Here is a 12,080-nt window from a genome sequence, read left to right as displayed (position 1 = left end):
AAGCTACTTAGAGTATTTTTTCATAAATTCCTGTTAGTTGTGTTTAGTTGTGTTATATTTGAAACAATATTGATTTGGAAGGTTAAAATTTAACGCCATTGCAAGGAGTCGTGACGGTTTTAAACTGAAGCGTCATTGCGAGGAGCCACTTTAGCGGCAACGAAGCAATCCATATAACAAGTTTCATGGATTGCCACAACCTACTTGCGTGGTCTCGCAATGACGATGTGTTGCGAACTAGCTTCTCACAATGATGGAGTAACAGGTTAGCTATAAACCTTATTCAACATCAAAATCAAAATACTGATCCTTATAAGGCTCGTCTTGTAAAGTATAGTGCCACCATTCAGGCAAATATTCTGCAAAATTATACTTTTTCATTTTTGCCCGTAAATAATTACGATTTTGTAAGTAACGTTGATCAATTAGGTCACTATCATGACAAGATACTGAATCCATAAGGTCTACAGAACTATACATGTCAACCGTATTATCATCAAAATAAGGTATGGAACGACCATCTTTTATGGTTCTTTTGATCATTTTAGGGTTGCTATGTAATTGTTTTCCAAGTTCAATAATAGTTAGATCAACCGTACTTCCGCGACTATGAGGTGATTGCTTAGCAACATAACCTAACAAAAAGATTTCAGTCTTATTAATGTATGGATAGTGAGATTCTTTCATTGTTTGATCAGCCCTATCCTCTCCCCAGGCAACAAAATGTTGTACAGCTTTCTGTGGTCTATAAGCATCATAAACTACCAAAGAATAGTTATCATTTTTTATATCTTGCTGAACATTTCTTAGGGCAATCGCGGCTTGTTTAGTTAGTATAGCTCTAGGAGCCTTATAGCCCCTGATCCTCTCTCCTATAAAATTCCTAGTACTATAATACATCATTTGTTGAATTATGGTTGGATCTATTTGATCCAAATACTCAAAACCTTTAGGCAAATTAGTTGTTTTATTCAACATAATTATCTCTCAATTAGACTAATATTCAATACTTAGTGACAAAATTATTGTTAATAAAAAATAATAATTTATTATCCATTTTTCTACAAAACAATGCAATATCTTTTACGTCATTGCGAGGAGCCGCTTTAGCGGCAACGAAGCAATCTAAATCTAATGAATTTGGATTAGCTATATCGTATGTTATTTTAAAATTTATAAAAAAATTAGTAACTAATTATGAATGAAATCCTATCAGTACCAAATGGTGAAAATAAAGTTCTACTACATTCCTGTTGTGCTCCATGTTCAGGAGAACTTATGGAGAAAATGTTGATGTCTGGTATTGACTTAACTATTTTTTTCTACAATCCCAATATTCATCCTAAAAAAGAGTATGAAATTCGTAAGAATGAAAATATTCGTTTTGCTGAAAAAATGGGTATCAATTTTATTGATGCAGATTACGACGTACAAAATTGGTTTGCGAGAAGCAAAGGTATGGAATGGGAGCCAGAAAGAGGCAAACGTTGTTCTATGTGTTTTGATATGCGTTTTGAACGTACAGCCCTTTATGCCTATGAGAATGATTTTAAAGTTATTACCAGTTCTCTTGGCATTTCCCGCTGGAAAGACATGAATCAAATTAATGAATCAGGCATTAAAGCTGCCTCTCATTACGATGGAATAACTTACTGGACTTATAACTTACTTTTACCCACAATTTTGGGAGAGAAATATAGATAATATTTCGATACTTTCTGTAAGATTTTCGTAGCCCCTCCATAGTGTCATAGTTCCTGGTAATTTATCATTTTTTCTATTCATAAATCCTCCTAATTTACCAAGCCAGATAATAGCTTGTTTCATAGTTGGAGGTTCTTCAGGTATGGAAATAGTTTTATGCTCTCGAATATAAAGAGTTTGCCATTCTTGTGAAGTTAAAATCTTAGTACACACTTCTTGCGGATGAGATATTGCTACTTTTGATAAATATAAAATTTTAAATGCAATGATGCTTTTTATGGCAATTAATTTTTCTAGCCTTTCTTTTGTAGCTAAACGAGAATTTTCTATTTTACATCCAGATTTTAGAACTCTAAAATATTCTTCAATTCTCCATCTTAACTTATACCAATTTATCCTTTCAATCGCATCTTCAAAATTACTGACAGGAACATTAGTTAGCAAGAGCCAATCAATTGCTTCCACTCCTTTAGGGGGGACTTGTTCTTTAGCTCTTACAACATAGAGCACTACTTTATCACTGATTTTGTGTTCAGTATTTTTTGAACCATATAATGAAGGGGTTCTAATTGGTATTAAACCAGACATATATTTTATTTCAATATTTGCCATTCTTGCTGCTTCATTGTTCTTTTTTGGAACTTGAATTACTATTTCTTTCTTTGCTGATATCTGATTTATATGGGTTTGCAAATTTGTTTTTCCTCCCTCTGTAGAAATAAATTTTCTATTTTGTCTATTACGAACAATAAACAAACTACCCATTTCTTGACACGACCATAATAGTTCAAAGATATCTGCTTCTCTGTCACCAATAGTTATAACTTTAGTGTCTTTAGGTATAATATGCATAGTGTCCTTAAGTGCTGCTATCCACTTATAACTTTCTTTATCTTCAGTAGAAGAGATATATTTTCTTCTTGATTTTTCTTGTGCAGTTTCTTCACGTATAACACGAGCCCAACATTGTTGAGAAGATAATCCTAAAGGTAATCCTTCCATTGTAAACATCAAGGCACTATGCACAATCAGCCCCATTTTATGTTTTGTATAAGACTTTGAGACGCTACCGAGCCCTTTAGTTTTAATATGAGAATCAAAATCTAGGTATGTTGTATCCTGAACTGAAAATACAAACTCATTACCTTTAATCCTTTCTTGTGTTTCTTTATAATGTGAATAATAAATTCCCGCTGGATCAAATTTTTTATTGCTAAATAATCTATACGCTCCTTTAGCCTCTTTCCAACTTCTGCAACTTTGATTTATTGAACCAGAAGCTTTGCTTTCTATAAGTGAGCTAGTTTTAATAAGTCTTTTTATAAGCCTTTGATCTCCAAAGTTAACATGCCTAAATTCCCTTTCTAACCACTTATTACCTAAGTTGTAAGCATTAGATAACGCTTGCATATTCCTCATTCTTTCCCCTTCTTATATTTTAAGTATATAATTCAATATTAGTTTATACTTAATTTTATATTTGTGGGTAAAAGTAAGGACTTATAATTGGCGAAAATCAGGCGGGAGTAGTAGAATGTACGAAATAGCTAAACGTGAGAATTTTTATAAGCAAGAATATTGTGGCTGTATCTACTCACTAAGGGACAGCAATAATTGGCGTAAGTCAAATAACCGGGCTGAAATTGAAATTGGAGAAGAATATTATAAGGAATAGGAATTTTTTATATATGCACTGTAACAATTATCTTGATTATCGATAGTAGTAGGGGTAGTTTATAGCTAAGTCTATCTATTAGCGAGAAGTAGTTTTGCTGCGACGAAGCAAAGCCCCTCAGACGTCATTGCGAGGAAGACCGTAGGTCAACGAAGCAATCCATTCCTGATTACTTTTTTGGATTGCTTCGTCGCTACTAAAGTAGCTCCTCGCAATGACGAAGGAATGGTACCCTAAAATATTGTCGGAAATAACTCTCTATTGATAGGGGGAGTAATTTTTTTAATTATTTATCTTAAAAAGTATTAGTGGTCAATTAGTTATAGTGTATATTATATTTATGAACAATTTTAGAGTTTTATTGGTAGTTTTTTGTCTGTTTTGTACTAATAATTGTGTCTTAGCTTCGCAAAAAACAATAAGAATTGGTTCTGGTTCGATTTTGAAAGGTTATTACTCTATCGGATTGGATTTGTGTAGAACCATGACTTTAGCTGATAAAACTGTAAATTGTGAAGTAGTACCTACCAATGGAGGTGTTGAAAATTTAAATTTGCTAAGAGAAGGTAAGATAGATTTAGCTTTGGTGCAATCCAATATAGCATTGGAAGCGTTTGAAGCTATTGGGCATTATGCCAATACAGAGAAAATGCAAGAAATGCGTCAGGTGCTTAATTTATATGACGAGCTTTTTACTGTTGTAGTAAAAAGTCAGGATAAGGATAAGATAAAAGGCTTTTCAGATATTGAAGGGAAGAGAATATCAAATGGTTTGTCATTGTCTAGTAATACCATTACTTACAATGCTATCAGGAAGTTATATAATTTTACCAAAGAGCCAATAGATTGCGATGAAATGAGTTACGAAGAGTCAATAAAACAATTTTGTAATGGTAAAATTGATGTGATGATTATGACGGTAGGTCATCCTAACGCTTTAGTAGGGTTTACTGCTAATAGCTGTGGGGTTGATTTTATACCTATGGAAAATGATAAAATTGAACAATTACTAGCCACTAATAAAGCTTTTCATAAGGGATTGCTGGATAAAAGATTATATCCTGGAATCACTGCAGATTTGAATACAGTGGCAGTAACGGCAATTTTAGTTACTAACAGTAGTATGGATGCTAAATTATTGGATAAATTTATTGGTATGTTTCATAAAAATGTAAAACATTTTAAACATTCTAATTATATGTTATATAATATTGATATTAATCATTTTGCTGATACTAATAATTTTATTTTGCCAAAACATTCAGCAGTAAGAAATAGATAATAAATATCGGAGTAGTTGTTAATTGTGTTTAAAAATATAATAATACCATTAGATTTGTCGGATAAACAATCGGTTAAGGCAATATTACCAAAGGCTTTAAGTTTTGCTACTATCTTTAATGCCAAATTACATTTTCTTTATATCATCTCGGATTTTGGTATGAAAATGGTCGAGGATTATTTGCCTAAAAGCTGGGCAAAAGACCAAAAAGAAAAATATCGGGTACAGGTAACAGAGCTAATTAGACAATATGTGCCTGAGGAGATCGAAGTTGAATTACATATTGGTCGAGGGGCGGTCTATGATGAAATAATACAATATGCTAATGAAGTGAAAGCTGATTTAATTATTATTTCAGCAGTACGACCACAGCTTAGAGATTATATGCTAGGTCCTAATGCGTCAAAAATTGTGCGGCATTCTGGGGTATCTGTTTTGGTTGTCCGAGAATAGTTGGAATATGTATATACAACTTCTTGAAAAATTGATTAGTTTTCAATCAGTAACGCCTAATAGTAGCGGTTGTATTGAATATATTAGTAATTTATTAGAAAAAAATGGTTTTAAGACTGAAACCAAAATATTTGGTGAAGATAATTATAAAGTAACCAACCTTTATGCTGTTTATGGTACTGCCCGTCCTAATATTTGTTTTGCTGGACATGTTGATGTTGTGCCAGCAGGTGATAGAGCATTATGGCTTAATGATCCTTTTATAGCAAGTAAAGTGGGTGAGAAGATTTATGGTAGGGGAACTGTCGATATGAAGGGAGCGATAGCATGTTTTCTGGCTGCTAGCTTGCAGTTCATTGAATGTGTTAAAGTTCCTAATGGTTCAATTAGTTTTTTAATTACTAGCGATGAGGAAGGAAGTGGCAAATATGGCACTGTAGAAATGCTAAAATATTTGCATCAACATGATAATAATTTGATCGATCTTGCTATTGTAGGCGAACCAACAAATGAACAGCAAGTAGGGGATACCGTAAAAATTGGTCGACGTGGAAGTATTAACTTTAACTTAGCTCTATATGGTACAGCTGGGCATGTAGCATATCCATTGCAAGCCAATAATCCGATTCATCCTTTAGTTCAAATACTTAATGAATTGGTTAATTATCGATTAGATGAAGGGAGTAAATTTTTTCAACAGTCAAATTTAGAAATTACATCTATTGATGTAGGTAATGATACCACTAATGTAATCCCTAGGAAAATTACAGCAAAGTTTAATGTTCGCTTTAATGATCTTCATTCATTATCTAGCATAACAGATTTGATAGATCAGATAATTAACAAATATTGTGCTAAATACCAATTTAAATATGAATTAAGTAGTGTATCTTCAGCTGATTGTTTTATCCAAGAACCAACAGGGTTAATTGCTGATTTTGTTCAAGTAGTATCTGATACAACTCAAATATCTACAAAATTATCTACTAGTGGTGGCACTTCTGATGCGAGGTTTATTAAAGATTATTGTCCTGTTGTGGAATTTGGCTTATTGTCTGAGACAGCTCATAAAATTAATGAATATACAAAAGTTAGCGATTTACAAAACTTGTATCATGTGTATTATGACTGTCTGACAAAATTTTTAGCTGAGACTAGTTGATAAATAGTCAAGATACACTATGCGGGTGTGACGGAATTGGCAGACGTACTAGATTTAGGTTCTAGCGCCGCAAGGCGTGGGGGTTCAAGTCCCTCCATCCGCACCACTAAATTAATAACGCAAAAATTGGAGTGATTTTGCAGCCCTTCAAGTTTTTGCATGATATTTTAATATTGCTAATGAGTTTTTTAGTATGCAAGTCACAGAACTTAAAAATGAAGATCTAAATTTTGAAGTGAAAGTAGTTCTTCCTTCTTCTAAAATTGCCAATCAAGTGCAAAAAGAATTAGATAATTTATCAAAAAAAGTTAAACTCAATGGATTCCGTGCTGGGAAAGTGCCAATCAACATTGTTAATCAAAAATATAAGCAATCTGTTAGGTCTGATGTGGTAAGCCATGAAATTAATCACGCAGTACAGCATATTATAAAAGATCATAAACTAAAAACAGTAGGTAATCCTCAATTAGGAGATTTATGTGATAAAGATAATGAAGATCTAGAATTTACTCTAAAATTTGAGCTACTACCTAACATTGAATTACCAGATTTCAAAAAAATAAAAATCACTTATCCAAAATTAGTAATTGAGGAAGAGGACATTAATAAGCAAATAGATAAACTTGCGTCTATGTCAAAAAATTATACTAAAGAAAATAAAGGGAAAGTAGAAAAATGGCAGGAAGTTACTATTGATGCGATTGGTTATGTCAATAATGAGCCTTTTGAAGGTGGTAAAGTTACAGATTACAAATTAGTAATTGGTAGTGGAGCTTTTATTGATGGGTTTGAAGATCAGCTTATTGGTAGTAAAGCTGGAGATGAGGTAGAGGTTAATGTTACATTCCCAAAAGAATATCATATGGAACAAATTGCAGGTCAGCCTGCTAAATTTATTGTTCAGGTAAAGGCGGTACATTCTGCTGATGAAATAGTCGTTGATGATGAGTTTGCTAAGAAATTTAATTGTAAGACAGTTGAAGAATTGCGTACTAATATTTCTAAAAGTATAGCAGATGAATATAGGGAGCATATACATACTTTAATGAAGATGAGATTATTTGATCAATTAGAAGAGATATTAACGTTTAATGTTCCCAAATCTTTAATAGCCCAGGAAGTAAATACTTTAAAATCTCAAACGGAGAAAAGTAACGACTCAGATTCAATATTTAAAGATAAATCAGAAGCAGAAATTAATGAGTACTATAATAAGCTAGCCTTACGTCGTGTTAGAGTAGGTTTGATGTTATCAGAATATATGCAAGTTAAGAATTTACGTATTGAACAGGATGATATTAAAAATGCTATTATAGCTCAAGCAAGGAGATTTCCGGATCAAGAAAAAGCAATATTAAAGTTCTATCAAGAAAATCCTCGATCTATTGAGCACTTAAAAGGTCCATTATTAGAAGAAAAAACAGTACAACATATTTTTGACAATGAAGTAATCTTAGAAGAAAAAGATTACACAAGAGAAAAGCTGGAGGAATTTTTAACACAAGAAGAAGATCGGGTAGTATAGCTCATAGCACCCTACAATTTTTATTTTATAAGTATTAAACAGCATAAAAACGTCATTGCGAGAAGGCGTAGCAGGCGAAGCAATCCATTCCTGGTCATTTTTTGGATTGCTTCGTCGACCTTACGATCTCCTCTCAATGACGCTTGGTGACCAGATTTTTTATTCATCATAAGAAAATAGTAAAAAATGTAGGGTACTATCCTCGAATCTTCACGTACATTAGATTACTCTGTGGTTCAAGGTGAAGCGTCTCCTTCAAATGGCTTGCAAAATCATCAATTATGTATAAAATCTCAGTGAGGTAAGACATAGATACATTCTCCAATTTTACTTTATCATTTAGAGAATATTACGTCCTTCACAGTTTATTTTCAAATACTTTCTTATCGTCTTTATGTCAAACTGCGGTTATATTATTTAGTGTTTTTCCTTACTTTCCTTGCTTCTCGTAATTCTTAGTTTTATTAATCGTATTTCTATTAATGATATGATTTTAATCTATAATTATGATTTTTTACAACATACAACAGCCTAATTTCCTAAGAATAAAACTATAAATGCACTTTTTGCTTTATTTAGCTATGACAATTATATTAATATTAGTTAATTTTTAACAAATAAATTAACTAATAGGTAATAGAATGGTTGTATTTAGCATGCCACAAAATAGTTTTGTGAATAGACATTTAGTAAAAAAGTATCTAGTTTTTGTTTTTTTATTTTTCTTATTGCAAAAATTTGACGTATCTGATGTCTTGGCAGTAGGATTTAATGAAGAAATAGGACAATTCTCTCACCCACGTCCATTTACTCATAGACATCACCTTGAAAATGAAATAGAGGCAACATGGAATGCTATTGATAAAGTCAGTGATGAATTAAAAGAATTAGAACAAGAACAGTTACAAATAAATGGAAATGAATTACAAGAAGAACTTAATGCACTAGAAGAAGAGTATTTAAAATTACTTGATCGTAAAAGAGAACATAATTTAGAGAAACAAAAGAGTGAAGAAATGCTCTCAATTTTACAGCAACAAGAGATCAAAAATTTGCCATTATATAGTAAAGAAACAGAACAAATTTCTTTTGCTGAATTTAAAGAGAACATGGAACAAATATGGTTTATTGTTAATGACACTCATGAGAAATTAAAAAAAGTAGACCCAGAAAACATAATAATAAAACCATCTGAAGATGGAAATAAATTAACGGAAATGCTTGATTTACTAGAAAAAGATTATCTAGCATTACTTAATCCTAAAGAAGACTATAATAGTCAAGAAACAGAACAAAAATTTTCTGTTAAACTTCAAGAAATACAAGAGGAGTTTTTTGATAGAGTTGTAGAAGCAGAAGAAAGTTTTTCTGATAAACTTCAAAAAGTAAACGAACAGTTGACATACTTAGGACAAAATATACGTGATATAGAAGATCAAAAACCACTACTCGAAGAACAAATCAATACATACGACCAACTGTTAGGTTCTATCCATAAGAAAAAAACTGAGATTGCTGAATTAAAAGAAACAAGACTTACCCTTGAATCTAAGTTACATGCTCTAGATGATAATATTGAATTACTAACCAATACAACTATAGTTCAGCCCAAAAGGAATATATCCGATGAATCTCAGATATCGGAAGAGAATGATGGACAAGATAACTATAAACAAATCGTTGATAGTATAAAACGTGCCAGAGAACAACGCCTACTGTGGGAAGATGAAGGGTATTTTTCTTTGGATAATTTAGCAAGAGATACTCCATCACCTACAATCACAGAATCTAATGAAACTGCTCCACAACAAATATCTAGAAAAAGAAAAAGGGTAGATTCTGAAGATGAGTCATCAGATGATATACCTCCTACAACAAGAAATTCGTTATCATTGAGAGATGAGTTGGAGACCACTAAAAAGGGTATTATTGGGCATGCAGCTATTGTTCTAATAACAGAACCATCTCCAGTAATGGAGAGAGCTACAGATATGCCCCCAGCAACAAAGACAGCTACGGCTACAGTAACAGTAACCTCTCCAGTAACACAAAAGGCTACAGTAATGCCAACTCCAGTAATACATATAGCTCCAATAATCGAGGAAGTTTCAGTAATGGAAATTGCTACAACAACAGATATGCCTCCAGCAGCAAAGACGGCTACAGCTACAGTAACAGTAACCTCTCCAATAACACAAAAGGCTACAGTAATGCCAACTCCAGTAATACATATGGCTCCAATAATCGAGGAAGTTCCAGTAATGGAAATTGCTACAACAACAGATATGCCTCCAGCAGCAAAGACGGCTACAGCTACAGTAACAGTAACCTCTCCAATAACACAAAAGGCTACAGTAATGCCAACTCCAGTAATACATATGGCTCCAATAACTGAGAAAGTTCCAGTAATAGAGATTGCTACAATAACAGATGCACCTCCAGTAACAAAGACGGCTACAGTAACAGTAACCTCTCCAGCAACAAAGACGGCTACAGCTACAGTAACAGTAACCTCTCCTGTAACAGAAAAGGCTACAGTAATGGCATATCCAGTAATATATATGGCTCCAATAATCGAGGAAGTTTCAGTAATGGAAATTGCTACAACAACAGATATGCCTCCAGTAACAAAGACGGTTACAGTAGATGCCCATCCTACCCTAGTATCTGAACACACAAATACCATAGATACAAAAACAGTAGCTACACAAACAGATATAGTAGATGAACAACAAACATCAGTAGCTATACAAACAGATGTAGCAGCTGAGAAACCTGTGCATGAAGTAATTCAACAAGCTGCAGTATCTGTAGACGATAATGCAGATGTTGATCCATATGAAATATTTGGAGACAACCTAGGGTTAGCAACATTGTTTGCAGAAGAGGAGCCAATAGCAGCTGAACCTACTGCTCCAGTAGATGACCCTCCGTCTTCAGTAGTTAAACAACCAGACCAAGCAGACGAACAACCAACTTTAGTAGCTAAACAAGCCAATTCAGAAACCGAGCAAATCAATTTAGAATCTGAACAACCAGATTCAAGCACTGAACAAACCAATTTAGAATCCGAACAACCAGATTCAAGCACTGAGCAAACCAATTTAGAATCCGAACAACCAGATTCAAGCACTGAGCAAACCAATTTAGAATCCGAACAAACCAATTTAGAATCTGAACAACCAAATTCAGTAGCAATTCCATCTTCTCAAACATTAGCTGAAGAAAATAGTTATATTTCACCTATTAACCCTGATGTTGAGCAAGATATATCGAAATATACTACATATATAGAATTTGACTATTTGGATACGATTTCTAATGCTTTAACTAACCATACATTAACAGATAATTCTACGGTAAATGTGGTAGCGTCAGGAGATAATGATTATATTAAAAAAGGAGGATGGATTCAATTTATCAGCTCTATTACCAAACAACAGCAACAAGGAAATATTTTAGCCTTTAAAAATAATCAGCAAGGTTTTATTTTAGGTTTTGATGCACGCCCCCTGGATAGTTTTATTATAGGAATCGCATATGCTCTTGCAAATTCGTATACTAGATTGCAAACCATATTTAATGATAAGCAAAATACTATTTTACATGTAGCAGCAATTTATACCCAACATACATTATCACCAAATATATATCTGAATTCTTATCTAAAATATGGTAAAGCCTTTATTAAAAACAAAGGAGAACGGAATAATATTGCAATTAATAGCAAGACTAACGGTTATGTAACACGTGCAAAACTTGAAACTTACTATAAAATGGATTTAGATAAATTTCTGTTCAAACCAATAGTAGGAATAACATTTGATCATTTTTTAATAAACAATTTTACAGAATATAGGAAAGAGTTTAACATTAATGTACCAACTAAGAAAGGCAAAAGAATATTACTTGAAACTGGAATAAGTTTAAGTAAAAATATTTTGGTAGAAAATATTTCAATTATTCCGGAAATTCACGTCAAATTAGACAATACTCTTTTACTAAATAATCCCACAGGCATAATTACTTTTACTAACACATCACATCAAGCCCCAATAGTAGTTCCCATCATAAAACCTGTAGGATCATCTGCAAAGAATGTGAAATATACTTTAGGAGGTTATGTAAACGTACAATCTGTCTTACCATTTAAACTAGGTGCTGGTTATGATTATAGTTTTAAAAAAGACCTTATTACCCACTCTTTCTATTTTAATGGACTAATTAAATTTTAATTAATATCTAGATATTAAATTATGGATTTGCAAAGAAAATTAAG

7 protein-coding genes, 1 tRNA gene and 2 pseudogenes are annotated in these 12,080 nt (G+C 32.7%); 8 read left to right on the top strand and 2 right to left on the bottom strand.

The annotated features are described in order from the left end of the window. Nucleotides 1-279: 279 nt before the first annotated feature. Nucleotides 280-978, bottom strand: a complete 699-nt coding sequence (locus ACFELW_RS01900) for a M15 family metallopeptidase (protein ID WP_341759760.1) — start codon at nucleotides 976-978, stop codon at nucleotides 280-282. Between the two features lie 219 nt (nucleotides 979-1,197). On the opposite strand from ACFELW_RS01900, the pseudogene ACFELW_RS01895 reads away from it, so the two are divergent. Then, nucleotides 1,198-1,665 (top strand): annotated as a pseudogene (locus ACFELW_RS01895) (epoxyqueuosine reductase QueH); the annotation flags it as partial. A gap of 6 nt (nucleotides 1,666-1,671) precedes the next feature. Here ACFELW_RS01895 and ACFELW_RS01890 read toward each other — a convergent pair. Then, on the bottom strand, nucleotides 1,672-3,114 hold the full coding sequence (locus ACFELW_RS01890; protein WP_341761641.1) for an IS4 family transposase: 1,443 nt from the start codon (nucleotides 3,112-3,114) through the stop codon (nucleotides 1,672-1,674). A gap of 82 nt (nucleotides 3,115-3,196) precedes the next feature. Between ACFELW_RS01890 and ACFELW_RS01885 the strand changes: the two are divergent. The 7 genes and pseudogenes from ACFELW_RS01885 to ACFELW_RS01855 form a co-directional block, all read left to right on the top strand. After that, a pseudogene (locus ACFELW_RS01885) lies at nucleotides 3,197-3,379 on the top strand (epoxyqueuosine reductase QueH); the annotation flags it as partial. Nucleotides 3,380-3,719: 340 nt separating this feature from the next. Beyond that, nucleotides 3,720-4,661 (top strand): TAXI family TRAP transporter solute-binding subunit, encoded by a 942-nt coding sequence (locus ACFELW_RS01880; protein WP_375330260.1) that lies wholly within the window; start codon nucleotides 3,720-3,722, stop codon nucleotides 4,659-4,661. Between the two features lie 24 nt (nucleotides 4,662-4,685). Further along, nucleotides 4,686-5,114: a universal stress protein gene (locus ACFELW_RS01875; RefSeq protein WP_341753060.1), complete on the top strand. Its 429-nt coding sequence runs from the start codon at nucleotides 4,686-4,688 to the stop codon at nucleotides 5,112-5,114. A 7-nt stretch (nucleotides 5,115-5,121) separates the two neighbouring features. Next, nucleotides 5,122-6,276, top strand: coding sequence for a succinyl-diaminopimelate desuccinylase (gene dapE, locus ACFELW_RS01870; protein WP_375330259.1), 1,155 nt, complete (start codon nucleotides 5,122-5,124; stop codon nucleotides 6,274-6,276). 21 nt (nucleotides 6,277-6,297) lie between these two features. Then, nucleotides 6,298-6,382: transfer RNA gene (locus tag ACFELW_RS01865), tRNA-Leu, on the top strand. A gap of 87 nt (nucleotides 6,383-6,469) precedes the next feature. Further along, nucleotides 6,470-7,801, top strand: coding sequence for a trigger factor (tig, locus tag ACFELW_RS01860; RefSeq protein WP_375330258.1), 1,332 nt, complete (start codon nucleotides 6,470-6,472; stop codon nucleotides 7,799-7,801). Between the two features lie 641 nt (nucleotides 7,802-8,442). Beyond that, on the top strand, nucleotides 8,443-12,036 hold the full coding sequence (locus ACFELW_RS01855; RefSeq protein ID WP_375330257.1) for an autotransporter domain-containing protein: 3,594 nt from the start codon (nucleotides 8,443-8,445) through the stop codon (nucleotides 12,034-12,036). Nucleotides 12,037-12,080: the final 44 nt, after the last annotated feature.

It is taken from the genome of Candidatus Tisiphia endosymbiont of Nemotelus uliginosus (assembly GCF_964264755.1).
Taxonomy (GTDB): Bacteria; Pseudomonadota; Alphaproteobacteria; order Rickettsiales; family Rickettsiaceae; genus Tisiphia.
This window is presented reverse-complemented; position numbering and strand designations above follow the sequence as displayed.

Excerpts from the sequence above, each read along its gene's own strand:
- tig (WP_375330258.1), top strand. The coding sequence starts at position 6,470 with ATGCAAGTCACAGAACTTAAAAATGAAGATCTAAATTTTGAAGTGAAA.
- ACFELW_RS01890 (WP_341761641.1), bottom strand. The coding sequence starts at position 3,114 with ATGCAAGCGTTATCTAATGCTTACAACTTAGGTAATAAGTGGTTAGAA.
- ACFELW_RS01900 (WP_341759760.1), bottom strand. The coding sequence starts at position 978 with ATGTTGAATAAAACAACTAATTTGCCTAAAGGTTTTGAGTATTTGGAT.
- ACFELW_RS01855 (WP_375330257.1), top strand. The coding sequence starts at position 8,443 with ATGGTTGTATTTAGCATGCCACAAAATAGTTTTGTGAATAGACATTTA.
- dapE (WP_375330259.1), top strand. The coding sequence starts at position 5,122 with ATGTATATACAACTTCTTGAAAAATTGATTAGTTTTCAATCAGTAACG.
- ACFELW_RS01880 (WP_375330260.1), top strand. The coding sequence starts at position 3,720 with ATGAACAATTTTAGAGTTTTATTGGTAGTTTTTTGTCTGTTTTGTACT.